The 25,954-nt window shown below is 72.3% G+C and carries 28 protein-coding genes; 16 read left to right on the forward strand and 12 right to left on the reverse strand.

Annotation, left to right across the window (positions count from 1 at the left end; genetic code table 11):
* The first annotated feature begins 164 nt into the window (after positions 1 to 164).
* The 7 genes from AB0K92_RS21145 to AB0K92_RS21175 all read left to right on the forward strand — a co-directional run bounded on the left by AB0K92_RS21145 (position 165) and on the right by AB0K92_RS21175 (position 6,195).
* Positions 165 to 416, forward strand: coding sequence for a hypothetical protein (locus AB0K92_RS21145; RefSeq protein ID WP_166003033.1), 252 nt, complete (start codon positions 165 to 167; stop codon positions 414 to 416).
* Positions 413 to 781, forward strand: a complete 369-nt coding sequence (locus AB0K92_RS21150) for a helix-turn-helix domain-containing protein (RefSeq protein ID WP_166003034.1) — start codon at positions 413 to 415, stop codon at positions 779 to 781. The genes AB0K92_RS21145 and AB0K92_RS21150 overlap by 4 nt, the downstream gene beginning before the upstream one ends.
* 318 nt (positions 782 to 1,099) lie before the next feature.
* Positions 1,100 to 1,612: a 2-oxo-4-hydroxy-4-carboxy-5-ureidoimidazoline decarboxylase gene (gene uraD, locus AB0K92_RS21155; RefSeq protein WP_365924985.1), complete on the forward strand. Its 513-nt coding sequence runs from the start codon at positions 1,100 to 1,102 to the stop codon at positions 1,610 to 1,612.
* A 2-nt stretch (positions 1,613 to 1,614) separates the two neighbouring features.
* Complete coding sequence (gene uraH, locus AB0K92_RS21160) at positions 1,615 to 2,010, forward strand: hydroxyisourate hydrolase (RefSeq protein ID WP_365924987.1); 396 nt, start codon at positions 1,615 to 1,617, stop codon at positions 2,008 to 2,010.
* A gap of 6 nt (positions 2,011 to 2,016) precedes the next feature.
* On the forward strand, positions 2,017 to 2,940 hold the full coding sequence (pucL, locus tag AB0K92_RS21165; protein WP_365924989.1) for a factor-independent urate hydroxylase: 924 nt from the start codon (positions 2,017 to 2,019) through the stop codon (positions 2,938 to 2,940).
* A gap of 151 nt (positions 2,941 to 3,091) precedes the next feature.
* Positions 3,092 to 4,477, forward strand: coding sequence for an 8-oxoguanine deaminase (locus AB0K92_RS21170; RefSeq protein ID WP_365924991.1), 1,386 nt, complete (start codon positions 3,092 to 3,094; stop codon positions 4,475 to 4,477).
* A gap of 290 nt (positions 4,478 to 4,767) precedes the next feature.
* A complete protein-coding gene (locus tag AB0K92_RS21175; protein ID WP_365925042.1) occupies positions 4,768 to 6,195 on the forward strand; it encodes a nucleobase:cation symporter-2 family protein in 1,428 nt (475 codons plus the stop codon).
* On the opposite strand, the gene AB0K92_RS21180 is transcribed toward AB0K92_RS21175, so the two are convergent.
* The 6 genes from AB0K92_RS21180 to AB0K92_RS21205 all read right to left on the reverse strand — a co-directional run bounded on the left by AB0K92_RS21180 (position 6,158) and on the right by AB0K92_RS21205 (position 9,674).
* Positions 6,158 to 6,769, reverse strand: coding sequence for a 3'-5' exoribonuclease (locus AB0K92_RS21180; RefSeq protein ID WP_365924993.1), 612 nt, complete (start codon positions 6,767 to 6,769; stop codon positions 6,158 to 6,160). The genes AB0K92_RS21175 and AB0K92_RS21180 overlap by 38 nt on opposite strands.
* 43 nt (positions 6,770 to 6,812) lie before the next feature.
* Positions 6,813 to 7,235: an acyl-CoA thioesterase gene (locus AB0K92_RS21185; protein WP_365924995.1), complete on the reverse strand. Its 423-nt coding sequence runs from the start codon at positions 7,233 to 7,235 to the stop codon at positions 6,813 to 6,815.
* A gap of 61 nt (positions 7,236 to 7,296) precedes the next feature.
* Positions 7,297 to 7,956 (reverse strand): hypothetical protein, encoded by a 660-nt coding sequence (locus AB0K92_RS21190; protein ID WP_365924997.1) that lies wholly within the window; start codon positions 7,954 to 7,956, stop codon positions 7,297 to 7,299.
* Between the two features lie 47 nt (positions 7,957 to 8,003).
* The gene (locus tag AB0K92_RS21195) at positions 8,004 to 8,603 is read right to left on the reverse strand and encodes a histidine phosphatase family protein (RefSeq protein ID WP_365924999.1); all 600 of its coding nucleotides are present in this window, start codon (positions 8,601 to 8,603) and stop codon (positions 8,004 to 8,006) included.
* Positions 8,604 to 8,607: 4 nt separating this feature from the next.
* Positions 8,608 to 8,817, reverse strand: a complete 210-nt coding sequence (locus tag AB0K92_RS21200; protein ID WP_365925001.1) for a DUF397 domain-containing protein — start codon at positions 8,815 to 8,817, stop codon at positions 8,608 to 8,610.
* Entirely contained in the window at positions 8,814 to 9,674 is an 861-nt protein-coding gene (locus tag AB0K92_RS21205) for a helix-turn-helix transcriptional regulator (protein ID WP_365925003.1), read from the reverse strand. Before AB0K92_RS21205 ends, AB0K92_RS21200 begins: the two co-directional genes overlap by 4 nt.
* A 157-nt stretch (positions 9,675 to 9,831) precedes the next feature.
* Here AB0K92_RS21205 and AB0K92_RS21210 point away from each other — a divergent pair, with 157 nt between their 5' ends.
* Positions 9,832 to 10,269, forward strand: a complete 438-nt coding sequence (locus AB0K92_RS21210; RefSeq protein ID WP_365925005.1) for an ATP-binding protein — start codon at positions 9,832 to 9,834, stop codon at positions 10,267 to 10,269.
* Between the two features lie 6 nt (positions 10,270 to 10,275).
* On the opposite strand, the gene AB0K92_RS21215 is transcribed toward AB0K92_RS21210, so the two are convergent.
* Positions 10,276 to 11,484: a pyridoxal phosphate-dependent aminotransferase gene (locus tag AB0K92_RS21215; protein WP_365925007.1), complete on the reverse strand. Its 1,209-nt coding sequence runs from the start codon at positions 11,482 to 11,484 to the stop codon at positions 10,276 to 10,278.
* 82 nt (positions 11,485 to 11,566) lie between these two features.
* Between AB0K92_RS21215 and AB0K92_RS21220 the strand changes: the two genes are divergently transcribed.
* Entirely contained in the window at positions 11,567 to 12,193 is a 627-nt protein-coding gene (locus AB0K92_RS21220) for a winged helix-turn-helix transcriptional regulator (RefSeq protein ID WP_365925009.1), read from the forward strand.
* A gap of 130 nt (positions 12,194 to 12,323) precedes the next feature.
* Here AB0K92_RS21220 and AB0K92_RS21225 read toward each other — a convergent pair whose 3' ends face one another.
* The 3 genes from AB0K92_RS21225 to AB0K92_RS21235 form a co-directional block, all read right to left on the reverse strand.
* A complete protein-coding gene (locus tag AB0K92_RS21225) occupies positions 12,324 to 13,097 on the reverse strand; it encodes a hypothetical protein (RefSeq protein WP_365925011.1) in 774 nt (257 codons plus the stop codon).
* Positions 13,097 to 14,368, reverse strand: a complete 1,272-nt coding sequence (locus AB0K92_RS21230) for a VWA domain-containing protein (protein ID WP_365925013.1) — start codon at positions 14,366 to 14,368, stop codon at positions 13,097 to 13,099. The genes AB0K92_RS21225 and AB0K92_RS21230 overlap by 1 nt, the downstream gene beginning before the upstream one ends.
* A gap of 62 nt (positions 14,369 to 14,430) precedes the next feature.
* Entirely contained in the window at positions 14,431 to 15,915 is a 1,485-nt protein-coding gene (locus AB0K92_RS21235) for an IucA/IucC family protein (protein WP_365925015.1), read from the reverse strand.
* Positions 15,916 to 16,079: 164 nt separating this feature from the next.
* Between AB0K92_RS21235 and AB0K92_RS21240 the strand changes: the two genes are divergently transcribed.
* The 4 genes from AB0K92_RS21240 to AB0K92_RS21255 all read left to right on the forward strand — a co-directional run bounded on the left by AB0K92_RS21240 (position 16,080) and on the right by AB0K92_RS21255 (position 19,283).
* A complete protein-coding gene (locus AB0K92_RS21240) occupies positions 16,080 to 17,588 on the forward strand; it encodes an IucA/IucC family protein (RefSeq protein ID WP_365925017.1) in 1,509 nt (502 codons plus the stop codon).
* 62 nt (positions 17,589 to 17,650) lie between these two features.
* Positions 17,651 to 18,055 carry a nuclear transport factor 2 family protein gene (locus tag AB0K92_RS21245; protein ID WP_365925019.1) on the forward strand — a complete coding sequence of 135 codons (405 nt, stop codon included), beginning with the start codon at positions 17,651 to 17,653 and terminating at the stop codon, positions 18,053 to 18,055.
* Positions 18,049 to 18,963, forward strand: coding sequence for a HipA family kinase (locus tag AB0K92_RS21250; protein ID WP_365925021.1), 915 nt, complete (start codon positions 18,049 to 18,051; stop codon positions 18,961 to 18,963). Before AB0K92_RS21245 ends, AB0K92_RS21250 begins: the two co-directional genes overlap by 7 nt.
* A complete protein-coding gene (locus AB0K92_RS21255) occupies positions 18,960 to 19,283 on the forward strand; it encodes an Rdx family protein (RefSeq protein ID WP_365925023.1) in 324 nt (107 codons plus the stop codon). The genes AB0K92_RS21250 and AB0K92_RS21255 overlap by 4 nt, the downstream gene beginning before the upstream one ends.
* A gap of 17 nt (positions 19,284 to 19,300) precedes the next feature.
* Here AB0K92_RS21255 and aceB read toward each other — a convergent pair whose 3' ends face one another.
* The gene (gene aceB / locus AB0K92_RS21260) at positions 19,301 to 20,926 is read right to left on the reverse strand and encodes a malate synthase A (RefSeq protein WP_365925025.1); all 1,626 of its coding nucleotides are present in this window, start codon (positions 20,924 to 20,926) and stop codon (positions 19,301 to 19,303) included.
* Between the two features lie 595 nt (positions 20,927 to 21,521).
* On the opposite strand from aceB, the gene AB0K92_RS21265 reads away from it, so the two are divergent.
* Complete coding sequence (locus tag AB0K92_RS21265; protein WP_166003056.1) at positions 21,522 to 21,869, forward strand: DUF5955 family protein; 348 nt, start codon at positions 21,522 to 21,524, stop codon at positions 21,867 to 21,869.
* Positions 21,870 to 22,190: 321 nt separating this feature from the next.
* Here AB0K92_RS21265 and AB0K92_RS21270 read toward each other — a convergent pair whose 3' ends face one another.
* Positions 22,191 to 22,997: an IclR family transcriptional regulator gene (locus AB0K92_RS21270; protein WP_365925028.1), complete on the reverse strand. Its 807-nt coding sequence runs from the start codon at positions 22,995 to 22,997 to the stop codon at positions 22,191 to 22,193.
* Between the two features lie 280 nt (positions 22,998 to 23,277).
* Between AB0K92_RS21270 and allB the strand changes: the two genes are divergently transcribed.
* Both allB and alc read left to right on the forward strand, forming a co-directional pair.
* Positions 23,278 to 24,618 (forward strand): allantoinase AllB, encoded by a 1,341-nt coding sequence (allB, locus tag AB0K92_RS21275; protein WP_166003058.1) that lies wholly within the window; start codon positions 23,278 to 23,280, stop codon positions 24,616 to 24,618.
* Between the two features lie 54 nt (positions 24,619 to 24,672).
* The gene (gene alc / locus AB0K92_RS21280; RefSeq protein ID WP_365925030.1) at positions 24,673 to 25,788 is read left to right on the forward strand and encodes an allantoicase; all 1,116 of its coding nucleotides are present in this window, start codon (positions 24,673 to 24,675) and stop codon (positions 25,786 to 25,788) included.
* Positions 25,789 to 25,954: the final 166 nt, after the last annotated feature.

A 25,954-nucleotide genomic window follows, 5' to 3' on the forward strand; every position in this document is an offset into this window, starting at 1 on the left:
GCCTGTCGGCCGGGAGACCTGTCAAGAGCCGGAGGCGGAGTTGCCGTCCGCCGGCGCGTCATCCGTACGACCGGTGGACGGGCAGTGGTACGGCTCTTGGTCCCGTCGGGGTCCGTAGCCGCCGTGGCTGCACGAACGGCCGTGCCGCGGGTTAGGTTGAGCGCGTGCGACTGCGAGTGGAATTCACGACCGAGCCCTTCGATCTCGACGAAGCGCCCGCGCACGCGGTGGTGGCGCGTGAGGTGATCGAGGGGGCCGAGCTGGACGAGGTGGATGTCGGGCCGTTCGGGAACACTGCGGAGGGGGCCGCGGACCGGGTCCTGACCGCCGTGGACTCCCTGCTGCGCAGGACCCTGGAGGCGGGCGCCACCCGGGTCTCGCTCCAGGTCAACGTGGTGGGGGAGGACGAGCGGTGACCGGGTCCGGCGACGAGCCGTTCATCACGGCCGTGAAGCCCCTGGTCGACGCGATGGGCGGCGAGATGATGCCGCCCGACGAGGCCGGGCCCGACGACGTCGTGCTGTCCTGGGAGGGCACCGACGTGGTCGCGGTGCGGCTGCCGCAGCTCGCGGACTCCCTCGATCACATCCTCGCCGCGATGGAGCGCAAGCGCGGCAGACCGCTGGCGGACCTGGACCGCAAGGCCAAGCAGGAGATCGTCCGCACCCTGGAGGCGCGCGGCGCGTTCGCCGTCCGGCACGGCGTGGAGACCGTCGCGAGCGCGCTCGGCGTCAGCCGCTTCACCGTCTACAACTACCTCAACCGGGAGAAGCAGGGCTAGCAGCGTCCTTCCGAGGTCCCGCGAACCTCACCGGAGACCCCGCGAACCTCACCCGAGTCCCCGCGAACCTCACCCGAGTCCCCGCGAGCCTCACCCGAGGCCCCCGCGAACCCGCCCCGGCCCGGCAATATCCCGAACGCCGTCGTCCCGATCTGGGACGGCGGCGTTCCCCGTTCGGGGCACCTCCCGCGGCACTCCTCTTTGTTACCCCGAATTTTCAACAAAGTGTTGACGTGCTGTTTCGGAGGGCGTTAGCTATCCGCAGCCCGTTCAGCACGCACGAACTGCACGAAGGCCGACACGGCCACGGAGGCTCCCGTGACTTCCACTCCCACGCCGCCGGGCCTGGCCCGGTTCAACGCTCTGGAGGAGGCCGCGGCCTTCGCCGCGCTCCACGAGGCGTGTGCCTCCACGGCATGGGCCAACCGGCTGCTCGCGGCCCGCCCCTATGCCTCGGCCGAGGACCTGTACACGGCCAGCGACGCCGCGATGGCCGACCTGACCGCCGAGGACCTGGCGGAGGCGATGGCCGGGCACCCGCCCATCGGCCGGCCCAAGCCCGGCGACCCCGCCTCCGCCCGCGAGCAGAGCGGCATGGCCGGCGCCTCCGACGACCTCAAGGCGGAGATGCTGGAACTGAACCTGGCCTACCAGGAGAAGTTCGGCCATGTCTTCCTGATCTGCGCCACCGGCCGGACCGGCGAGCAGATGCGCGACGCGGTCAAGGAGCGGATCGGCAACGCCCCGGAGCGGGAACGGGAGATCGTCCGCACCGAGCTGGGCAAGATCAACCGTATCCGCCTGGCCCGACTCGTCGAAGAGGACGCCTGACCATGAGCACCAGCACCACCGCCTCCGTGTCCACCCACGTCCTGGACACCAGCGCCGGCCGCCCCGCCGAGGGCATCGCCGTCCACCTCTCCGCCCGCGGGGGGAGAGAGGCGAACTGGCAGGCGCTCGGCGGCTCGGCGACCGACGCGGACGGCCGGTGCAAGGACCTTCCGGCGCTGCCGGAGGGGACGACACACGTGCGGCTCGACTTCGCCGTCGAACCGTATTTCGAGAAGAAGCAAGCCGATGCGCAGCAGGACGCCCCCGCGAATCGGGACAGCGGTGCCGCGGTGTTCTTCCCGGAGGTGGCGATCACGTTCGCCGTCGTGCCGGGCGAGCACTACCACGTGCCGCTGCTGCTCAACCCGTTCGGCTACTCCGTTTACCGAGGGAGCTAGCAGACAATGCCCACGATCCTGGGACAGAACCAGTACGGCAAGGCCGAGAACCGAGTCGTAAAGATCACGCGGGACGGCGCCACCCACCACATCAAGGACCTGAACGTCTCCGTGGCCCTCAGCGGCGACATGGACGACGTCCACTACTCCGGCTCGAACGCCAACTGCCTGCCCACCGACACCACCAAGAACACGGTGTACGCGTTCGCCAAGGAGTACGGCATCGAGTCCGCCGAGCAGTTCGGCATCCACCTCGCCCGGCACTTCGTCACCAGCCAGGAGCCGATCCACCGGGCGCGGATCCGGATCGAGGAGTACGCCTGGGAGCGCATCGAGACCTCCGACGCCAACAGCAAGTTCATCGGCGCCGACGAGGTCAAGCACTCCTTCGTCCGCAAGGGCCAGGAGACCCGCCTCACCCAGATCACCTTCGACGGTGAGAAGTGGGAGGTCATCTCCGGTCTGAAGGACCTGGTCGTGATGAACTCGACGAACTCCGAGTTCTGGGGCTACGTCAAGGACAAGTACACCACCCTCAAGGAGGCGTACGACCGCATCCTGGCCACCCAGGTCTCCGGCCGCTGGCGGTTCAACTGGACCGACGACGAGCAGAAGATGCCCAACTGGGAGAAGTCCTACGAGCAGGTCAGGAAGCACATGCTCCACGCCTTCGCCGAGACCTACTCCCTGTCGCTGCAGCAGACGCTGTACCAGATGGGCGCGCGGATCATCAACAACCGCAGCGAGATCGACGAGGTCCGCTTCTCCCTCCCGAACAAGCACCACTTCCTCGTGGACCTGGAGCCGTTCGGGCTGAAGAACGACAACGAGGTCTACTTCGCCGCGGACCGCCCCTACGGCCTGATCGAGGCCACCATCCTGCGGGACGGCTGCGAGGCCCGTATCCCGGTCGACATGACCAACCTCTGACGCGGGACGCGCGCCCCCGGTCCCGCCGCCCGGACCGGGGGCCCGCCCCACCGGGGTCACCCCGGCACTCGCGTCCTCCTGGGGTCCTGCCGTGCCCACCCCGTGATCACCTCACCGTTCACGGGCCGCCACCGACAGACAAGGAAGCACCATGGCGCCATCGGCAGCCCAGCGCGTCGTCATCGAGAACTGCGCGGTCGCCACCGTGGACGCGGACGACACGGAGTACGCCTGCGGACACCTCGTCCTCGCCGGCAACCGGATCGAGTCGGTCGGCGCGGGCAGGGCCCCCGAGGGGCTGGAGAACGTGGTGCGCCGGATCGACGCGAGCGGCCATCTGGCCACGCCCGGTCTGGTCAACACCCACCACCACTGCTACCAGTGGATCACCCGGGGCCTGGCCACCGACCACAACCTGTTCGACTGGCTGGTCGCGCTGTACCCGGTCTGGGCGCGGATCGACGAGCGGATGACCTACGCCGCCGCCCGGGGATCGCTCGCCATGATGGCCCGCGGCGGTGTCACCACCGCCATGGACCACCACTACGTGTACCCGAGGGGCGCGGGCGACCTGTCCGGCGCGGTCATCCGGGCCGCCGCCGAGACGGGTGTCCGCTTCACCCTGGCCCGCGGGTCGATGGACCGCGGCGAGAAGGACGGCGGGCTGCCCCCGGACTTCGCCGTCGAGACGCTGGAGGACGCGCTCGCCGCCACCGAGCAGACGGTCAGGGAGCACCACGACGCCTCCTTCGACGCCATGACCCAGGTGGCCGTCGCCCCCTGCTCGCCGTTCTCCGTCTCCACCGAACTCATGCGCCAGGGCGCCGAGCTGGCCCGCCGACTCGGGGTGCGCCTGCACACCCACGGGTCGGAGACGGCGGAGGAGGAGAAGTTCTGCCACGAGCTGTTCGGCATGGGGCCGACGGACTACTTCGAGTCCACGGGCTGGCTGGGCGAGGACGTGTGGATGGCGCACTGCGTCCACATGACCGACGCCGACATCGCCGCCTTCGCCCGCACCGGGACCGGTGTCGCGCACTGCCCGTCGTCCAACGCGCGTCTCGCGGCCGGCATCGCCCGCGTCCCCGACCTGCTGAGGGCGGGCGTCCCGGTCGGCCTCGGCGTCGACGGCACCGCGTCCAACGAGTCCGGTGAACTCCACACCGAGCTGCGCAACGCGCTGCTGATCAACCGCCTCGGCCCGCACCGCGAGGCGGCGCTGACCGCCCGTCAGGCGCTGCGGCTGGGCACCTACGGCGGCGCGCAGGTCCTCGGCCGGGCCGGGCAGATCGGCTCGCTGGAGCCGGGCAAGCTCGCCGACGTGGTGCTGTGGCGGATGGACACCCTCGCCCACGCCTCCATCGCCGACCCGGTGACCGCGCTGGTCCTCGGCGCGGCCGCCCCGGTCACCGCCTCCTTCGTGAACGGCCGGCAGATCGTCGACCACGGCCGGCTGGTCGCCGTCGACGAGGACGCCGTCGCCCGGTCCACCCGTGAGGAGGCCCAGCGCCTGGCGCGCATCGCCGCGCGAGGCTGACCGGTTCGACCGGCACCCAGGACTCCGGCAGGGAGGGACGGCTCCCGGCCGGACCCGTGGATCCGAGCGGGATCCACGGCAGCCGTCTCCGGGGCGCGCGCCGACGCGCGCCCCGGAACGGCCGGACAGCACCGAGGCACCGCTCACGAGCACCGCAACCCGTCCCCAGCGCCACCCCCCAACGGTCCCGCACGACCACACCCGCACCACCTCCCTGAAACCCACGTCGCACGACGTGCAACGCGACCGGAGGAGCCGCCGTGGCCGCTCAGCCCGATGCCGTACCGCCCATGTCCGACCAAGGGCGCGCCGAGGACCCCGGCGACCGCCCCGCCGTCCATCCCGTGGACGAGAAACTGCCGCCCCTGAAGATGGCGACGACCGGCCTCCAGCACGTGGCCGCCATGTACGCGGGCGTCGTCGCCCCGCCCCTGATCGTCGGCGCGGCCATCGGCCTGTCCGGCACGGAACTGACGTTCCTGACCGGCGCGTGTCTCTTCACCGCCGGCCTCGCGACCTTCCTGCAGACCCTGGGCATCTGGAAGATCGGTGCCCGCCTGCCCTTCGTCAACGGTGTCACCTTCGCCGGTGTCGCCCCCATGACCGCGATCGTCGCGTCCACGGAGGACAAGAACGACGCGCTGCCGATCATCTTCGGCGCGGTCATCGTCGCCGGTCTGCTTGGCTTCCTCGCCTCGCCCTTCTTCAGCAAGGCGGTCCGCTTCTTCCCGCCGGTCGTCACCGGGACCGTCATCACCCTGATCGGCATCTCGCTGCTCCCGGTCGCCTTCGGCTGGGCGCAGGGCTCCAGCCCCACCGCCGACGACTTCGGCTCCGGCACCAATCTGGGGCTGGCCGCCGCGACCCTGCTGATCGTGCTGCTGCTGCGCCGCTTCACCCGTGGCTTCGTCAAGCAGATCGCCGTACTGCTCGGCCTGGTGATCGGCACGCTGATCGCCGTTCCGCTCGGCGTGACCGACTTCAGCCCGGTCGCGGAGGCGGACATCGTCGGCTTCCCGACGCCGTTCCACTTCGGCGCCCCGCAGTTCCAGCTCGCCGCGATCGTCTCGCTGTGCGTGGTGATGGTGGTGTCGATGACCGAGTCGACCGCCGACATGCTCGCCCTCGGTGAGATCGTCGACCGCCCGGCCGACGAGAAGACCATCGCCGCCGGTCTGCGCGCCGACACCCTCGGCTCCGCGATCAGCCCGCTGTTCAACGGCTTCATGTGCAGCGCCTTCGCGCAGAACATCGGCCTGGTCGCGATGACGAGGATCCGCAGCCGTTTCGTGGTCGCGGCCGGCGGCGGCTTCCTGGTGCTGATGGGCCTGTGCCCGGTCGCCGCCTCGCTCATCGCCGTCGTGCCCCGCCCGGTCCTCGGCGGCGCGGGCATCGTCCTGTTCGGCTCGGTCGCCGCGAGCGGCATCCAGACGCTGGTGAGGGCGAGCCTGGAGAAGGACAACAACGTGCTGATCGTCGCCGTCTCGCTGGCGGTCGGCATCATCCCGATCACCGCGCCGGAGTTCTACCACGCCTTCCCGGAGACCGCGAAGATCGTCCTGGACTCCGGCATCTCCACCGGCTGCGTCGCCGCCGTGCTGCTGAACTTCGTCTTCAACCACCTCGGCAAGGGCGGCGACGCCCAGGACGTCACCCACCCCATGGAAGCCGGAGAGGAGATCACCGGGGCTGCGACCCGGGCCCCGGCCACTCCATGAGGTTGGCGAACAGCTCCGCCTGCTCCACGGCGTCGTCCAGCGCGTGATGCGTGTGACGGCGCCGTGGCAGCAGTTCCGCCGGCATCGCGCGCTTGGCGACCGCTCGCAGCGGCACCCCGGCCTTCGTGGCGTACAGCGTCTTCATGTCCAGGCAGCCGGAGTGCCCGAAGGGGCTGTCCCCGGTGAAGCGGATCAGGTACCAGTACAGGAACGTCCAGTCGTACGACGCCGGATAGCCGCACATCACCGGCTGGGCACCCGCGTCGGCGCTCACCTCGCGCACCCAGCGGGTGAACTGCGTGAGCGCGAGCGCCGGATCGAGGCCCTCCCGGCACAGCCGCTCGCGGTCCAGCCCGCTCACCGCGAGCGCCTCCGGCACGAACTCCTCGCTGATCGGCCGCAGTTCCCGGTAGAACGTCTGCCGCTCGGGGACGGCCGGCACGAACCCGTCGTCCCCCTGCACCCCGGCGACGGCCGCGCCCAGGCTCAGCAGGGAGTACGGCCCCGGAATGGGCCCGTCGGCCTCGATGTCGACCGAGACGTACAGACTGGGTTTACTGCGTCGTACCGCCATGACGCAGCAGCATCGCAGGTCAAGAGCCACGAAGCACGCGAATTCACAGCCCGAACAGGGCCGGATCCGCGGCCAGTTCCTTGAAGCGCTCCCGGGGGTCGGGGACCATGCGGCGGGTGGAGAGGTCCAGGAGGCCGCCGACGGCCTCGATCTCGGCCGCGAGGGTGCCGTCGGTCTTGAGGATGTGCTGGCGGATGCGGAAGGTCTTGCCCTCGCCCCACTCGAACTCGCAGGTCACGCGGACCTCGTCGCCCGCGAGCAGCTCCCGCCGGTAGCGGATGGTCGTCTCCAGGGCCACGGGGCCCACCCCCTTGGCCAGGAGGTCGGCCTGGCGGATGCCGGCCGCCTGGAGCAGCGACCAGCGGGCGTGCTCCGCGTAGTTGAGATACACGGCCTGGTTCAGATGGCCCTGGGTGTCGGTCTCGTATCCGCGGACGGTCACCGGAACGGAAAACGGCTCGGTCATGACGTTCTCATCTCCTGGCACGGTTGTGGGTGTCCCGATCCTGACACGGGGTCCGCGGGCGCTACACGCGGCGGGGTGAGGCCAGCAGATAGCGGGCGCGGGTCCGGGGGTCGGTGTGCGCGCCGGCGTGCCAGCCGGCCCGCTCCAGCGTGGCCGCACAGGCGTCCAGCGTCCCCGCGTCCGGCCCGTGCACGGCGACGGCGTCCGGCTGCGGGGTGGCCCGCACCCGGTACCCCGCCTTGTCCGGGCCCTCGGGCCGGTGCCCGGCGGCCTCCAGGGCGAGCGCGGCGGCCTGCACCAGATGGCCGCGCTCCCACCCGCAGGGCCGGTCCACGGCACCGTCGGGGTTGGTCATCCGGCGCAGCTCCAGCAGCCCCTGCCAGGCGCTGTGCACCTCGCGCAGGCGGGCCGGGCCGTCCGGCGGCGCGTCCTCCTCGCCGCCGATGCGGGCGGCGAACACCCCGGTGCGCCCCGAGTGCCCGGCGGGCTCGGCCGACGGCCCGGCGGGCGGGGGCGCCGGAGGGGGCGAGGGCTCGCCCTCACGCAGCCGGTGGCCGGCCGGGGTCAGGAAGTGGTCGTGCGGCGGGCGGGGGTGCCGGAACGCGAGCCCGCGCTTGACCAGCGCGGCGAGCTGCGCCTGCGTACCGCCCCGCAGCCGCCCGGTGACCGGGTCGGCGGCGTCGATCACACGCCGCAGCGCGGCGGTCGGCGGTCGGGTCACGGCGTGCTCCTTCCCGGCGCTGGGGGACGTCCCCACCGCTTCGAAGGCTACGACGCGGGTCTGACATTCCAGCCCGCGATCACCGGCCGCCCGTGCTCGGTGCCCAGCCGCGACAGCGTCCCCGTCGCCAGCTGGAACAGCGCCCCGTCCGCCGGGGGCAGCCCGAGCCGCCGCGCGGTCAGCACCCGCAGGAAGTGCCCGTGCGCGACCAGCACCCCACACCCCTCGGTGTCCGCGAGCGCCGCGTCCACCTTGGCGAGCACCCGGTCGGCCCGCTCCCCGACCTGCTCGGGCGTCTCTCCGGGGTGCTCCGGCGGGCCCGGCGCGACCCCGTCCCGGAACAGGAACCAGCCGGGCCGCTCCCGCTGGATGTCGACGGTGGTGATGCCCTCGTAACCGCCGTAGTCCCACTCCCGCAGATCCTCGTCCACGCGCGCGTCGCGCAGCCCGATGAGTTCGGCCGTCTCCCGCGCCCGCCCGAGCGGGCTGACGAACGCGGTCGCGACCTTGTACGACCGGATCAGCGGGAGGAGCCGCCGCGCCTCCTCCCGCCCGCGCTCGGTCAGCGGAACGTCCGTCAGCCCGGTGTGCCGCCCGGACCGCGACCACTCGGTCTCACCGTGCCGCACCAGCAAAAGATCACCCATGCGGTCAGGTTACGGGCCTCAGCGCGTCGATGAAGGCGGCCCACTGTTCCACGCCGAAGGCGAGTTGGGGTCCTTGCGTGTTCTTGGAGTCGCGTACGTGCGTGGTGCCGGGGGTGCAGGCGACCTCGACGCACTCCGGGCCGTCGTTCGTGCTGTAGCTGCTCTTGAACCACTCCAGCTCGGAACCGTTCCCCGCCGAGGGGTTGGTGATCATGTCTCTCCCAGCACTTTCTCGATGAAGGCCAGGGACTCACGAGGCGTGAGAGCCTGGGCGCGGATGATCCCGTAGCGGATCTCAAGGACCTGAATCTCACTGGGGTTGGAGACCAGGCGGCTGGTGAGCTGAACCTCGTTGTGCCCCACCGTGTCGCCTCCCTTGAGTTTCAGCAGCTGGAGTGATCCTGCGAGGCCGGCATGGTCCTCGCGATCCGTAGGCATCACTTGGATCTCTACGTTCCGCAGCTGGCCGACCTCCAACATGCGTTCGAGCTGCTTCCGCATCACCATTTTGCCTCCGAGCGGGCGGCGCAGCGTCACCTCTTCCAGCACGAAGCTGAAGATGGGAGCCGGTTGCTGCTCAAAGATCCCCTGGCGGGACAGCCTCGCAGCGACGAGGCGTTCCAACTCGTCCTCTGTGAAAAGGGGGCGGCGCATGCTGTACAGAGCCCGCGCGTACTCCGGGGTCTGGAGCAGGCCGTGGATGACGGTGTTGGCGTAGGCGCACAACTCCACGGCCTCCGCCTCCAGCTTGGCCAGGTCCCGTACCTTCTTGGGATACCGAGCCTCCTCCACATCCCTCTTCAGCCCGGCGATCATCCCCTCCGCCCGGAGCACCTGATCCGCCGCTTCCAGGAACGGCGCCTTCGGTGCGCGCCGTCCCCGCTCCACGGACGACACCTGCTCCTCGCTGTAACCGATCGCCGTGCCCAGCTCGGCCTGGGTCATCCCCGTCCGCTCGCGGCACATCTTGATGACCTTGCCGACCGTCCGCAGCACCGCCGCGGACTCGTCGTCCCCGCCGTAGGGCTCCGTACCGTCGGTGAACTGCTGTCCCTGCCCCGTCACGCCCATGCCCGACACCTCCCACGTGCCGCCCGTACCCAACGTCCCACCGGCTGCCACCGTCACGCGTCACGGCCCGGACGGTGCCGGACGGCGACCGGACAGTGACTCTGCGTACCGCCGATGACGCTGTTCAGCGTAGGGTCCCGCGACCACGCTGAGTGACATGAACGTCGATATCGTCACCCCCGCGAGCCACTTCACCCTCCGTCTGTCGGCCACCCGCCGAGGTGCGCGCCTCGCCCGGCGCCTCACGGCGCAGCAACTCGACGCCTGGGGGTGGCCGTACGACAGTGACGCGAACCGCACGGCGGCGCTGCTGGTCGCCGAACTCGCCGCGAACGCGGTGCTGCACGGCAGGGTGAACGGACGCGACTTCCGCCTGCGCCTCACGCTCTACCCGGCGGACCCGGCACTCCGTATCGAGGTGACGGACGCCCGCGTCGACCGCCGTCCGCCCACCCCGGGAACCCTTGAACCCCCCTCGCGGGACGCCGAGTCCGGTCGTGGCCTGCTTCTCGTCGAGGCGCTGGCCACCCACTGGGGCACGACATGGGGTGACCCTTACACCAAGACCGTCTGGTGCGAACTCGCCCTCGGCTGACGCCGGCTACTGCCGGTACCCGCTGAGGAAGCGCCCGATCCGCCCGATCGCCGTCTCCAGCACGTCCGCGTGGGGCAGGGTGAGGATGCGGAAGTGGTCGGGGGCGGGCCAGTTGAAGCCGGTGCCCTGGACGACCTGGATCTTCTCGCGCAGCAGCAGGTCGAGGACGAACTTCTCGTCGTCGTGGATGCGGTGCACCTTGGGGTCGAGGCGCGCGAACGCGTACAGCGCGCCCTTCGGCTTCACGCAGGACACGCCGGGGATCTCGTTCAGCTTCTCCCAGGCGACGTCGCGCTGTTCGCGCAGCCGGCCGCCGGGGGCGGTGAGGTCGGCGATGGACTGCCGGCCGCCGAGCGCGGCCTGGATGGCGTACTGCGCGGGGGCGTTGGCGCACAGCCGCATGGAGGCCAGCATGGTCAGGCCCTCCAGGTAGTCGCGCGCGTGCTGCTTGGGTCCGGTCACCACCAGCCAGCCGGAGCGGAAGCCCGCCACCCGGTAGGTCTTGGACAGGCCGCAGAAGGTGAGGACGACCAGGTCGGGGGCGAGGGCGGCGGCCGAGTGGTGGACGGCGTCGTCGTAGAGGATCTGGTCGTAGATCTCGTCGGCGAAGACCATCAGGCCGTGGCGGCGGGCCAGGTCGAGGATGCCCTCGACGATCGCCTTCGGGTAGACCGCGCCGGTCGGGTTGTTCGGGTTGATGATCACGACCGCCTTCGTCCGGTCGGTGATCTTCGACTCCATGTCGGCGAGGTCGGGGTACCACTCCGCCTGCTCGTCGCACAGGTAGTGGACCGCCTTGCCGCCGGCGAGCGTCGTCACCGCCGTCCACAGCGGGAAGTCGGGGGCGGGGATCAGGATCTCGTCGCCGTCCTCGACCAGCGCCTGCACGGCCATGGACACCAGCTCGGAGACGCCGTTGCCGAGGAACACGTCGTCGACGTCGACCTCCAGGCCGAGCGTCTGGTAGCGCTGGGCGACCGCGCGGCGGGCGGAGAGGACGCCGCGCGAGTCGGTGTAGCCGTGCGCCTTCGGCAGCATCCGGATCATGTCCTGGATGATCTCCTCCGGCGCCTCGAAGCCGAAGAGGGCCGGATTGCCGGTGTTCAGGCGCAGCACGCTGTGGCCGGCCTCCTCCAGCGCGTCGGCGTGCTCGATCACCGGGCCGCGGATCTCGTAACAGACCTCGCTCAGCTTGCTCGACTGCCGGAACTCCATGCGCCCCTCCAGGTAACCAGTGTCACTTGGTTTTACCAAGTAGCCGCTTGGAAAGTCCAACAACTTGTCTAGACTGCGTCGCATGCCACCTCGCCGAAGCTACGACCAGTACTGCTCCGCCGCCCGCGCGCTCGACGTCGTCGGCGACCGCTGGACCCTGCTGATCGTCCGTGAGCTGCTGGCCGGCCCCCGCCGCTACACCGACCTGCACGCGGACCTGCCGGGCGTCAGCACCGACGTCCTCGCCTCGCGGCTGAAGGACATGGAGCGCGACGGGCTGACCGCGAGGCGCCGGCTGCCCCCGCCCGGCGCGGCCTACGTCTACGAACTCATGCCGCGCGGACGGCAGTTGCTGCCGGTGCTCCAGGCCCTCGGCACCTGGGGCCAGGCGGAGCTGGGCGAGCGGCGGCCCACCGACGCGGTGCGCGCCCACTGGTTCGCGCTGCCGCTGCTGCGCGCCCTGGAGGGGGAGACGGGCGTCGTCGAAGTACGCCTCGACGAGGGGGAGTTCCATCTGCACGCCGGCGCCGACGACGGCCCGGTCTACGGCGACGGGCCCGCCCCCGGCGAACCGGACGCCCGCCTGGCCATGGACGTCGCCACCTGCACGGCCCTCGGGCGCGGCGAACTCACCCTGCGCGACGCGGTGCGCGACGGGCGCGTCACCGTCACCGGCGACGGCGCGGTCGCCAAGGCGCTGCGTGCGTGAGGGCTGCGCGCGGAAGAGCTGCGTGCGGGAGAGCTGTGCGCATGAGAAAGGCCCGCGTCACGGGGACGCGGGCCTCACTGAACAGGTCTCACGGAGCCGACCTCACGGAGCCGACCTCACCGAACGGACCTCACACGTTCGGCGGCACCCCCGGCGGCCGCCCCGAGCCGCGGGTGAGCGCGTAACCGCCGATCCCCGCGAGCGCGGCCAGCAGGCCGCCGGCCGCCGTCCAGACCCAGCGGTCGGACCACCAGCCGGAGGCCCAGCCGTCCTCCGGCTCGATGCCCGACAGCACCGGGGTCGCATCCTCCGACTGCGCGGCCGGAGCTGCCGTCGCGCTGCCCGGCACCAGCGGCTCGCCCAGCCGGCCGTCCACCGCCACCGCGCCGCCCATGTCCTTCGCGTCCACCCGCACCTCGGCGCCCACCGGCAGGCCCAGGTCCCCGGTGGGCAGGCCGACGGCGGTGAGCCGGACGTAGTACGTGCCGGGCAGCGGGTCGTTCGCCCACGGCTCCGACCAGGCCCGCACGGTGCGCAGCACACAGGTCAGTTCCACGCTGCCCGCGCCGGCCGCGGCGGTACGCGTCTGCGCGCCCCACTGGCAGGCCTGGCGGCGGCGCAGACCGTCGTACACGTCCAGCTGCCAGGTCTCGGCGGCGTGCGCCTTCGGCAGCTTCACGGTCGCCCGGACGGTCGGCCGCTGTCCGGCGTCCGCCGGGAACGACCAGTACAGGTAGTCACCCGCGGAGGCGTCCGCCGTCGCGGTCCGCCCCTGGTCGATCTCCGTCGCCGTACGGAAGGACGTGCCCGCCTCGGTCGGGGCGTCACCGGGATCGGCCGCCGCCGGGCCCGCGGCCAGGCCGAGGGCGAGCAGGACGGTGGCGAACACTCGGGTAACACGCATCAGTTGGTCCTCCAGACCGCGATCCGCCAGCGCGACAGCCAGCCCCACACCAGACCGGTGAGGAACCCGGCCACGATCAGCGCGCCGAGCAGCCACCAGCCGCGGCCCAGGCCGAAGGCGGCCACGTCGTCCGCCTCGCTCGGCCCGTCCACCACGTCGAGGGTCAGCTCCACCGGCAGACCGGGCGTGGTCTTGACGCCGGGGGCGGGGGAGAAGGAGCTGGTCAGCTGGAGACAGACGGCCTCGGCGGCGGCGTCCTCGCCGTCCTCCCCGTCCGCCTCGGACTTGGGGTAGCGCAGGCCCGTCGACAGCGCGTCCGTACGGCCGTTGCCCGCCGCCTCGCCGCGCACGATCTCCCGGCCCTGGACGGTGACCGCCCGCAGCAGCACCCCGTAGTCCGGGTCGACCGCGCGGTCCGCGGCCACGCTCACCGAGGCGCGCAGCTCCTGGCCGGGCCGTACGTCCACCCGGTACCAGCGCTGCTCGCCGAACTCCGCGCGGTCGGAGTACAGGCCCGACTCCAGCGTCGGCGCCTTGGCGCACTCCGAGCCGCCCTGGGTGACCACCGGAGTGACCACAGGGTCCGCCGCACGGTCCACCAACTGGTTCACCCGGTCGGTCAGTTCGTCGGTGTGCTCGACCGAGGTGTAGGTGCCGCCGGTCGCCTCCGCGATACAGCTGAGCTGCCGGCGCATCTTCGTGTTCGGCACCAGGCCGAGGGTGTCGATGGTCAGGCCGATGCCCTTGGCCGCTATCTCGCGGGCCACCTCGCACGGGTCGAGCGGGGCACAGGTGTCCTCACCGTCGCTGATCAGCACGATCCGCTTCGAACCGGTGCCGCCCTCCAGGTCGTCGGCCGCCTTCAGCAGCGCCGGACCGATCGGCGTCCAGCCCGTCGGCACCAGGGTCGCGACCGCCGCCTTGGCCTCGGTGCGGTCCAGCGGGCCGACCGGGTAGAGCTGCGCGGTGTCCCGGCAGCCCCGCTTGCGGTCGTCGCCCGGGTAGTTCGCGCCGAGGGTGCGGATGCCGAGCCGGACGTCCTCGGGCGTCGCGTCCAGCACCTCGTTGAACGCCTGCTTGGCCGCCGCCATCCGGGACTGCCCGTCGATGTCGCGGGCGCGCATCGAACCGCTCACGTCCAGCACGAGATTGACCTTGGGCTGCCCGGCCGTGGTCTCGTCGGCGAGCGCCGTGGACGGCAGCGCCAGTCCGGCCGTCAGCGCGGCGAACAGGGCACCGGCCCCGGCCGCCAGCCGTTTTCTTGTGATCATCGACGGATCTTATGGACCGGGCCGGGCCGACTCCAAAACGAGCGAAGCGAGCGAAACGGGCGTCACGGAAGGGGGTTGGGCAGCCGAGCCCACTGATCGCCCTGTGCTCCCGGCGACAGCCGCATCAGCGTCAGTGCCTTCACCGGCAGCGGCTCACTCGTCAGCGCGGCCCGGTCCGGGGTGTCCGGCAGCTCCCGTACGGCGCTCTCCAGGGCGGCCCCCAGAGCCGGTGCCGAGCCCGCCACCGCGGCCAGCGCCCCGCCCACCAGCGACCCGAACAGCTTGCGCCGCAGCACCGTCTCGTCGTCGGTGAGGATGCGCGGCGGCAGCTCGGGCAGAAGGACGCCGTGCCGGGCGAGGCGGAGCGGGCTGACCCGGATGTCGGCGAGGTCACGGTAGACCAGACGCACCGGGACACCCGTCGCGGACAGCACGACCAGCAAATTCTGGCCGTGTGCCTCCAGCGCCACACCCAGCTCCAGCAGCCGCATCCCGGCGGTCATCGCGAGCCGGGCGAACCCGGCCAGCCAGCCGGGGTCCCGGGGCAGCCCGGTCAGCGGCAGCGCGGCCACCGGCACCACCCGTTCCCCGGCCCTCGCGTACGTCTCGGGGGACTCCCGCAGCACGGCCGCGAGATCGGGCGAACCGTCCGTGACCGCGCCCAGCGTGCGGGTGAAGCACAGCCGTTCGTCGGCCAGCGGCTCGGCGAACTCCGAGAGCGTCATGGCGGCGGCCACCGACCCCACCGAGATGTCCCGCACGGACGACGTCAGCCGGGTGCTCAGCGCCGTCTTCACCTGCGGTCCGCCGGGCAGCGCGAGGGTGCGCAGCGACATCAGCGGATGACCGGTGAGCCGTTCCCCGCCCTGCCGCTTCAGCACATGCGCCGCCTGCCACGGATGCACCGGCACCATCACCCGCCCCCCGTCGCGCAGCGACCGCGGCCACTCGCCCGTCACCAGGCACTCCGCGGCCGGCACCGGCAGCAGGCCCAGCTCCACCACCGGCCGGTGCTCGGGCGCGTACGCCAGCTGCTCGGCCACCGAGAAACCGGGCCGGGAACGGCAGTTGGGGTGGTACGGGTGCCCGTCCACCACCCGCTGCTCCCACTCCCAGTCCCGCTCCGGCGCGTCCTGCGGCCCGGCCGGCTGCCCGGCCCGCGACAGCGCCAACGAGGCGACGCTGTGCCCGAGTTCACGGGCCAGGTCCGCGCCGTGCGGGACCCGCAGGTCCGCCAGCAGCCGGGCCGGATCCTCGTACGCCGCACCGTCGAGCCGTACGGCCGTGACGTACCCGGCGGTCGCGTACGGGTCCGGCACCGGGCCGTGCAGCCGGCGGCCGTCGCGCAGCCGCAGCAGCCGGCCCTCCCCGGCCGGCTCCCGGCGCTCGACCCAGGGCAGCGGCTCATGGGTGAGCGCACGCCACAGCCGGGTCAGCACCGCCGCCCGGGCGCCCGGCAGTTCGGCCGCGTACCGGCCGGCGAGGTCCGGCCGCACTTCGGCCAGCTCGTCGGCGACCTCGGCCTCGGCTGTGGGGGAACGGTGCACGGTCGGGTCCTCCGGGGAAATCGGCGAGCGGAGCGGTCACGCCGGGGCGTGACGGCGGGGATACTGATCGTCTCCGGAGAACCGTAGGGAACTCCGCAGCACCGCAGGCGATCCCGCAGTGATCGCCGGCCGTTCCGCAGGACCGTACGAAACGAGTATGTCGCGTGGACCACCTCCCCCCGCACCCCGAGGCCGACGCCGCCGAGAGCCGAGTCGCCGCGCGCGCCGACGCGTACGCGGCCGCGCCCCTGCTGGGCTGCCTGCTGCGCGAGGTCGCCCGGCCGGTGACGGACGAGCCCGGCGTCCACCTGCTGCCCGGCTGCGGGAAGCTGCTGCGGGTGCGCGGCGGACGGCGCCCCGCCGCGCCCGAGGTGCGCACCGCCGGCGGCTGGCACCGCCTCGACCACCCCGAGCTGGTCAAACTGGTCGCCGAGGAACTGCGCCGGCACACCGGGCTGTCCAACCACGAACTGCCCGCCGAGATGGCCGACAGCCGGGACACGGTCGCCGCGCTGCTCACCGCCCGGGCCCGCGCCACCCCGCCCGCCGACCCGTACCTGCGCTCCGAGCAGTGCCTGCTCACCGGCCACCCGCACCACCCTGCACCGAAGGCGCGCGGCGGCGGCCCGGCGGCCACCTGGCTGCCGTACGCCCCGGAGGCGCACGCCCGCTTCCCGCTGACCCTGCTCGGGGTGCGCGAGGACGCCGTCGTCGAGGAGGGCGACTGCTCCGCGCTCGACACCCTCGGCACGGCCCCGCCCGGCTACCGGCTGCTGCCCGCCCACCCCTGGCAGCTCGACCTGGCCGCCGCGGGGCTCGCCGGCGCCTTCGCCGACGGCCGGCTGATCCGGCTCGGCACCACCGCGTGCGACACCTGGCCGACGGCCGCGATCCGCACGGTGTACGCCCCCGAGCGCGACCTGTTCCTGAAGTTCAGCCTCGACGTGCGCATCACCAACGACATCCGCCGCCTGTGGCGCCACGACCTGCTGAAACTGATCCGCACCGACAGCGCAGTCCGGGCCGCCTTCGCCGCCCTCGACGGCCCCGCCGCCTGGCTCTCCGACCGCGGCTACCGCACCGCGGACTTCGCGTTCGAGGAACTGGCCGTGCTGGTCCGCGACGGTCTGCGCGGCCACCTGGTGCCCGGCGCCACGCCCTACCTCGCCGCCGGGCTCGTGGAGGGCTTCGACGGCAGCCCGCTCGACGGCCCGGCCGACCCGGCGGCCTGGTGGGAGGCGTATCTCGGCCGCCTCGTGCCGCCGGTCCTGGCCGCCTTCGCCGGCCACGGCGTCGTCCTGGAGGCCCACCTGCAGAACTGCCTGATCGCCTGCGACGGCGACGGCGTCCCCGTCCAGGCCCTCTTCCGCGACGCCGAGGGCGTGAAGCTGCCGCCCGGCACCGACCGCGCGGCCGGCTGGGAACGCCTGGTGTACTGCCTGCTCGTCAACCACCTCATGGAACTCGCCGAAGCCCTCGCCGAACGCCACCCCGGCCTCGACCCCTGGCGCGCCGTCCGCCGCGAACTGGCCCGCCACGACCTCCCGGAGATCCCCGCCCTCCTCACCGCCCCCACCCTCCCCGCCAAGACCAACCTCCTCCTGCGCTGGACCGGCGCCGACGGCGCCGCCGCCCACTACCGGCCCCTGCCCAACCCACTGGCCGGGGCGTGAGCGGGCCGACGGGAAACCGGCCGCGGGGGCGCCGTGACCGCCGCGGCTGATATGACTGGTGCATGCAGGAAGAGACCGCTCAGTCCGCGATCGACACGTTCATCTCGGCCTTCAACGCGTCCGACGACACCTATGTCACGTCTCTGCTGTCCCAGGCCCTGACCTCGGACGTGGTCCTGTGGGGGCCGCTCGGCCGCAGCGAGGGGATCGAGGCCGTCGAGCGTTTCGTCCTGGACCTGCGGCGCCACCCGGCGGGTACCGGCACGATGGTCCGCTGCTCGGCGGTGGACATGCCGCACGACTGGGCGCGCTACCAGTGGGTCTTCACCACACCGGACGGCGGTCCGCGTCTGGCGGGGACGGACGTCGTGCACCTGCGGCGCGGCCTCATCGACCAGATCATCGTCTTCGCCGGAGAGATCAAACCGTCCAGCGACATGTCCGAGGGTGGCCCGGGACCGTGCTGAGAGAGGTCACCGCCACGCGCTACGTCACCCCCCTGCGGTCCGGCGGCTCCGTGCCCGGAGTCTTCGAGGCCGACGACGAGGGGACGTACGTCGTGAAGTTCACCGGCTCCGCGCAGGGCCGCAAGGCGCTGGTCGCCGAGATCATCGTGGGGGAGCTGGCCCGCGCCCTGGGACTGCGCTTCCCCGAGCTGGTCCTGGTGCGCTTCGACCCGGCGATCGCCGCGGACGAACCCCACCAGGAGGTGCGCGAGCTGCACTCGGCCAGCGCGGGCGTCAACCTCGGCATGGACCACCTGCCGGGCGCGCGTGACCTCACCCCGGAGATCGCCGAGGTCTTCGACGTGGACCCGCTGGAGGCCGGCCGGATCGTCTGGCTGGACGCGCTCACCGTGAACGTCGACCGCACCGTGCACAGCTCCAACCTGATGGTCTGGCCGACGCTCGGCGTGGCACCGCCGCGGCTGTGGCTGATCGACCACGGCGCCGCGCTCGTCTTCCACCACCGCTGGGGCACCACCGACCCGGCGAAGGCTTACGACTTCCGGCACCACGCCCTCGGCCACTACGGCCCCGACGTGCGCGCGGCCGACGCGGAGCTGCGGCCGAAGGTGACCGAGGAGCTGCTGCGGGCGATCACGGACGAGGTGCCGGACGCCTGGCTGGCCGACGAGCCCGGCTTCGGCACACCCGAGGAGGTGCGCCGCGCCTACGTCGACTTCCTGCACGCGCGCGTGCGGGCCTCCGAGGCGTGGCTGCCCACCGATTTCCCCAGCCGCGCGGAGCTGGCCGCGGAGAACGCGCGCCGCGCGGCGAAGACCCGGCAGGGCCGCCCGGACTGGCTCAAGCGGGTCCCCGACCTGCACGGCAAGCCGGCGGCGGAACAGGATTGGTCGGTGCATTTGGGATGACGACACCCGAGACGCCCCACGCGGCCACGCCCGGGACCGCACCCGCCCCCCGGCGCGTCACGATCGAGTACTGCACCCAGTGCCGGTGGCTGCCGCGCGCGGCCTGGCTGGCGCAGGAGCTGCTGACCACCTTCGAGGCCGAGCTGGACGAACTGGCGCTCAAGCCCGGCACGGGCGGGGTGTTCGTCGTCCGGGCCGGCGACGAGGTGGTCTGGGACCGCCGCGAGCACGGCTTCCCCGAGCCGACGGCGGTCAAGCGGGCCGTACGCGACCGAGTGGCCCCGGGCAAGACCCTGGGCCACTCGGAACGTACGTCCTAGAGGGTGTCTCGCGCCGCTCAGCCCTGGAGCCGCTCGTACGCGGGCAGGGTGAGGAAGTCCGCGTAGTCCTCGTCGAGGGAGACCTCCAGCAGCAGGTCGTGGGCCTCCTGCCAGTGGCCGGCCGCGAACGCCTCCTCGCCGATCTCCGCGCGGATGTTCGCCAGTTCCTCGGCGGCGACCTTGCGGGCCAGCTCGGCGGTGACCTGCTCGCCGTTGTCGAGGACGACCCCGGCGTTGATCCACTGCCAGATCTGCGAGCGGGAGATCTCGGCGGTGGCCGCGTCCTCCATCAGGTTGAAGATGGCGACCGCGCCGAGCCCGCGCAGCCACGCCTCGATGTAGCGGATGCCGACCTGGACGGCGTTGACCAGGCCGTTGTAGGTGGGCTTGGCGTCGAGGGAGTCGATCGCGATCAGGTCCTCGGCCTTGACGTGGACGTCCTCGCGCAGGCGGTCCTTCTGGTTCGGCTTGTCGCCGAGGACCTTGTCGAAGGACTCCATGGCGATCGGCACGAGGTCGGGGTGGGCGACCCAGGAGCCGTCGAAGCCGTCGTTCGCCTCGCGGTCCTTGTCGGCGCGGACCTTCTCGAAGGCGACCTTGTTGACCTCCGGGTCCTTGCGGGAGGGAATGAAGGCCGCCATGCCGCCGATCGCGTGCGCGCCGCGCTTGTGGCAGGTGCGGACGAGGAGTTCGGTGTACGCCCGCATGAACGGGGCGGTCATCGTGACCGCGTTGCGGTCCGGCAGGACGAACCTCTCGCCGCCGTCACGGAAGTTCTTCACGATGGAGAACAGGTAGTCCCAGCGGCCCGCGTTCAGCCCGGAGGCGTGGTCGCGCAGCTCGTAGAGGATCTCCTCCATCTCGTACGCCGCCGTGATCGTCTCGATCAGGACGGTGGCGCGGATGGTGCCCTGCTCGATGCCGACGTAGTCCTGCGCGAAGACGAACACGTCGTTCCAGAGGCGGGCCTCCAGGTGCGACTCGGTCTTCGGCAGGTAGAAGTACGGGCCCTTGCCGAGGTCGAGCAGGCGCCGGGCGTTGTGGAAGAAGTACAGGCCGAAGTCGACGAAGGCGCCCGGCACCGGGGTGCCGTCGGAATCGACGAGGTGACGCTCGTTCAGGTGCCAGCCGCGCGGGCGCATGACGACGGTCGCGAGTTCGTCGTTCGGGCGCAGGGCGTACGACTTGCCGGACCTCGGGTCGGTGAAGTCGATGCTGCGGGTGTAGGCGTCGATCAGGTTGAGCTGGCCGAGGACGACGTTCTCCCAGGTGGGCGCGGAGGCGTCCTCGAAGTCCGCGAGCCAGACCCTCGCGCCCGAGTTGAGGGCGTTGATGGTCATCTTGCGGTCGGTGGGGCCGGTGATCTCGACACGGCGGTCGTTCAGCGCGGCCGGAGCGGGGGCCACCTTCCAGGAGTCGTCCGCGCGGATCGCGGCGGTCTCCGGCAGGAAGTCGAGCGTGGCGGTGCGGGCGATCTCGGCGCGGCGCTCGGCCCGGCGGGCGAGGAGTTCGTCACGGCGCGGCGTGAACCGCCGGTGCAGCTCGGCCACGAAGGCGAGCGCCGCTTCCGTGAGGACCTCTTCCTGCCGGGGCAGGGGCTCGGCGTCGACGATGGCCAGCGGGGACGGCGCTGGTGTGGACATGAGCTGTCACTTCCTTCAGCGGTGGCACCGGGTGCCAAGCGGCACGTAGGGGAAATATCGCACCCGCTGTGCGGTCGAGTGCTTCTGGTCAGTGGATATTAGTTTCCTCATCGTGGAATTTCAATGGTTTGTTGATGTCGAGATTCTCTGAGTCGAGGCAAGGTGGCGCTCGGTGCCACCCCGTTCACTCAAGGTGGACCAGGTCGGCCTCGGTGTCGATGTCGTAGGGGAGTGCGATGTCGCCGCACTCCGCCGGGCGCATTCCGGGCCGCCGTCGCCAGGGAGGTCTCGCCCGTGTACCCGGCCGGCGCGCGGGCCACCGTCTCCGGCCGCGGCCCGCCGCGAGGAGCGGACCCGCCACCGGGGGCGCGCACGCGTCGTGCGCCGCCGCGTCCTGTGGGGGGCTCATGGCTCCTGCATACCGGACACGAGGTCGAGCAGCCGTCCCGGCGGGCTGAATTTGTCTCCGCGTGCTGGCGCAGTCGCACTCTGTGGCGTTTACTTTCCCGCACATCCCCGGCGCTCGGCTCGTGGTGGGGGCGCACAGGGGGAGTGAACGGGAACCGGGCACAAGGGAGTGCCAGGGGGGAGAGCTGTGTTGCGGAGCTTGGGGCAGAGGCCGGTGACCGGCAGCGGGGAGGACCCGAGGGCGGTGGAACTGCGCACCGCCGTGTCCCGGTTACGTCGTCAACTCGCCGCGCACCCGGCGGAGTTCCCCGACCGGACGGTCGCCGAGGAGGAACTCGCCGCGCTCGCCGCGATGGCCGTCGGCGGCACCCCGGAGATCCCGCGGCTGCGCCGCTCGCTGCTGCTGATCGCGGGCGCGATCGGCTCGGTGAGCGCGCTCGCGCGGGGGCTGGCCGACGTACGGCAGGCGGTGGAGCTGTTCGGGCCGCCGCCGAGGGACGGCCGGGCGGGGGACGGCCGGGCGGGGGACGGCTGAGGGGGCGGTGGGCCGAGCGCGGCCGGCCGGCTGAGCGATGGCGGCCGGCTGAGCGCGGCTGATCGGCTGAGTGCTGGTGGCTGACTGAGCGATGGTGGGTGGCTGGGCGCTGCTGATCAGCTGAGTGCTGCCGGCCGGCTGAGTGCTGCTGGCCGGCTGGGATTGCCGGTCGGCTGAGAGGCCGGTGGGCTGTGGCGCCGGACGGCGAGCCGCCGCTCGGCTGGAACGTGGGACAACCGGGAGGACGACAGGACAGCCCCCGGCCGCCATGGCCGGGGGCTGTCTCGTTCGGTCGGTCGGGGCGGGCCGGTGCGCCGGAGGTCAGCCGCCGTTGGCCACGGACGTGGCCAGCGCCGCGGACAGCTCGCGCGCGACCTGCTGCAGCGCGGGCACGATCCGCTCGGTCGCCGCCTCGGTGACCCGGCCCGCCGGGCCGGAGATGGAGATCGCGGCGGTGGTGGGGGAGTCGGGCACCGGCACCGCGAGGCAGCGGACCCCGATCTCCTGCTCGTTGTCGTCCACCGCGTAGCCGAGTCGGCGGACGTCCTCCAGGGCCGCGAGGAAGCCCTCGGGCGTGGTGATGGTCTTGTCGGTGGCCGCCGGCATCCCGGTGCGGGCGAGCAGGGCGCGCACCTCGTCGTCCGGGAAGCCCGCGAGCAGCGCCTTGCCGACGCCGGTCGAGTGCGGCAGAACGCGCCGGCCGACCTCGGTGAACATGCGCATGGAGTGCTTGGAGGGCACCTGGGCGACGTAGACGATCTCGTCGCCGTCGAGCAGCGCCATGTTGGCCGTCTCGCCGGTCTCCTCGACCAGGCGGGCCAGATGGGGGCGCGCCCAGGTGCCGAGCAGGCGGGCGGCGGACTCGCCGAGGCGGATCAGCCGGGGGCCGAGGGCATACCGGCGGTTGGGCTGCTGGCGGACGTAGCCGCAGGCCACGAGCGTGCGCATCAGGCGGTGGATGGTGGGCAGCGGCAGTCCGCTGCTCGCCGAGAGCTCGCTGAGCCCGACCTCGCCGCCCGCGTCCGCCATCCGCTCCAGGAGGTCGAAGGCGCGCTCGAGGGACTGGACGCCACCGCCGCCGTTGGCGGTCTTGGCGGAGTCGGTGGTGCTGGCGCTGGACGTCGGCACGGCGCGTTCCTTTCGGGACTGGCAGGAAGGTCAGAAGCCTACCCGGCGGCCGGTTGACTCCCCGCTTGTGCGTAGCTACGTTCTGCCTGCCGAAATTCTAATTCCGCTTTGTGGAAATCTCCAGAGCAGGGCGATGTGGGTGCACGGTGGAAGTGTGCCTCTTGACGGCGCGGGAGCGGGAGTGAAGACTCCAGAGGGATTCAACAGAGTGTTGAATTCCGTAACGCGGAAGTGAACCCCCGTTTCCTGGGAGTAACACGCGGCAGAGAGAGGGGTCCGGGTGTCCGACGCTGAACTGGTGCTGCGCTCGACGCGCGTCATCACGCCCGAGGGAACGCGCGCCGCGACGGTCGCGGTCGCGCGGGGCACGATCACGGCCGTACTGCCGTACGACGCCCCCGTCCCCGAGGGCGCCCGCCTGGAGGACGTCGGCGACCACGTCCTGCTCCCCGGCCTGGTCGACACCCACGTCCACGTCAACGACCCCGGCCGCACCGAGTGGGAGGGCTTCTGGACCGCCACCCGCGCGGCCGCCGCCGGCGGCATCACCACCCTCGTCGACATGCCGCTCAACTCGCTCCCGCCGACCACCACCGTCGACCACCTGCGCGTCAAGCAGGACGTCGCCCGGTCCAAGGCGCACATCGACGTCGGCTTCTGGGGCGGCGCCCTGCCCGGCAACGTCAAGGACCTGCGCCCGCTGCACGAGGCCGGCGTGTTCGGCTTCAAGGCGTTCCTGTCACCGTCCGGCGTCGACGAGTTCCCGCACCTCGACCAGGAGCAGCTGGCCCGCTCCCTCGCGGAGATCGCCGGCTTCGGCGGCCTGCTGATCGTGCACGCCGAGGACCCGCACCACCTCGCCGCCGCCCCGCAGCACGGCGGCCCCAAGTACGCCGACTTCCTCGCCAGCCGCCCGCGCGACGCCGAGGACACCGCCATCGCCGCACTCATCGCCCAGGCCAGGCGGCTCGACGCGCGCGTGCACATCCTGCACCTGTCCTCCAGCGACGCGCTGCCGCTGATCCGCGCCGCCCGCGCGGAGGGCGTCCGCGTCACCGTCGAGACCTGCCCGCACTACCTCACCCTCACCGCCGAGGAAGTCCCCGACGGCGCCAGCGAGTTCAAGTGCTGCCCGCCCATCCGCGAGGCCGCCAACCAGGACCTGCTGTGGGAGGCGCTGGCCGACGGCACCATCGACTGCGTCGTCACCGACCACTCCCCGTCCACCGCCGACCTGAAGACCGACGACTTCGCCACCGCGTGGGGCGGCATCTCCGGCCTCCAGCTCAGCCTCTCCGCCGTCTGGACCGCCGCCCGCGAGCGCGGGTACGGCCTGGAGGACGTCGTCCGCTGGATGTCCGCGCGGACCTCCGAACTGGTCGGCCTGGACGACCGCAAGGGCGCCATCGCGCCCGGCCGCGACGCCGACATCGTGGTCCTCGCCCCCGACGAGACCTTCACCGTCGACCCGGCGGAGCTCCAGCACCGCAACCGCGTCACGGCCTACGCCGGCCGCACCCTCGGCGGTGTCGTCAAGTCGACCTGGTTGCGCGGCGAGCGGATCTACGCCGACGGCGAGTTCACCGACCCCCAGGGGCGCCTGCTGACCCGCACCCCCTGACCGCCCCGCCCGCACCCCGCAGCGGCCCACTCCCGAAAGGAAGAACTGATCACCGTGACGGCGATACCCAGCTTCACCGGCGACGCGAACCCCTACGGAGGCGGCGACCCGTACGCGGACTACCGCACCGCCGACTTCCCCTTCACCCAGTACGCCAACCTCGCCGACCGGCAGCTCGGCGCCGGTGTCATCGCCGCCAACGACGAGTTCTTCGCCCAGCGGGAGAACCTGCTGGTGCCCGAGCGGGCCGAGTTCGACCCCGAGCACTTCGGCCACAAGGGCAAGGTCATGGACGGCTGGGAGACCCGGCGGCGCCGCGGCGTCTCCGCCGACCACCCCTGGCCCGCCGCCGAGGACCACGACTGGGCGCTGATCCGCCTCGGCGCCCCCGGCGTGATCCGCGGCATCGTCGTCGACACCGCCCACTTCCGCGGCAACTACCCGCAGTCGGTCTCCGTCGAGGCCACCTCGGTGGCGGGCTCGCCCTCCCCCGAGGAACTGCTCGCCGACGACGTCAAGTGGACCACCCTGGTGCCGCGCACCGCGGTCGGCGGCCACGCGGCCAACGGCTTCGCCGTCTCCGCGGAGCAGCGCTTCACCCACCTGCGGGTCAACCAGCACCCCGACGGCGGCATCGCCCGCCTGCGCGTGTACGGCGAGGTCGTCCCCGACCCGGCGTGGCTGTCGGTGCTGGGCACCTTCGACGTCGTCGCCCTGGAGAACGGCGGTCGCGTCGAGGACGCCTCCAACCTCTTCTACTCGCCCGCCACCAACACCATCCAGCCGGGCCGCTCCCGCAAGATGGACGACGGCTGGGAGACCCGCCGCCGCCGCGACCGGGGCAACGACTGGATCCGCTACCGGCTGGTGGCCCGGTCCCAGATCCGCGCGATCGAGATCGACACGGCCTACCTGAAGGGCAACAGCGCCGGCTGGGCCTCGGTGTCCGTACGGGACGGCGAGGACGGCGAGTGGACCGAGATCCTCCCGCGCACCCGCCTCCAGCCCGACACCAACCACCGGTTCGTCCTCGACCAGCCGGCCGTCGGCACCCACGCCCGCGTCGACATCTACCCGGACGGCGGCATCTCCCGCCTCCGCCTCTTCGGCTCCCTCACGGAGGAGGGCGCGCAGGGCCTGGCCGCCCGCCACCAGGAGCTGGGTGGGTGACGGGCGAGGGGCACGCCCCGGGTTCCCCCGCGGCTGCCCCGTCGCCGCAGCAGACGCGCGGGGCGCACCGGCCGGACAGCACCGGTGCGCCCCGCGTTCCAGCCGGGCCTGACGTGGGCGGCCGCGGGGGGGCCCGGACCACCCCGCCGCGCCCCCGGCGGACACG

The sequence above is a fragment of the Streptomyces sp. NPDC052687 genome, from assembly GCF_040678395.1.
In the GTDB taxonomy this organism is placed as follows: Bacteria; Actinomycetota; Actinomycetes; order Streptomycetales; family Streptomycetaceae; genus Streptomyces.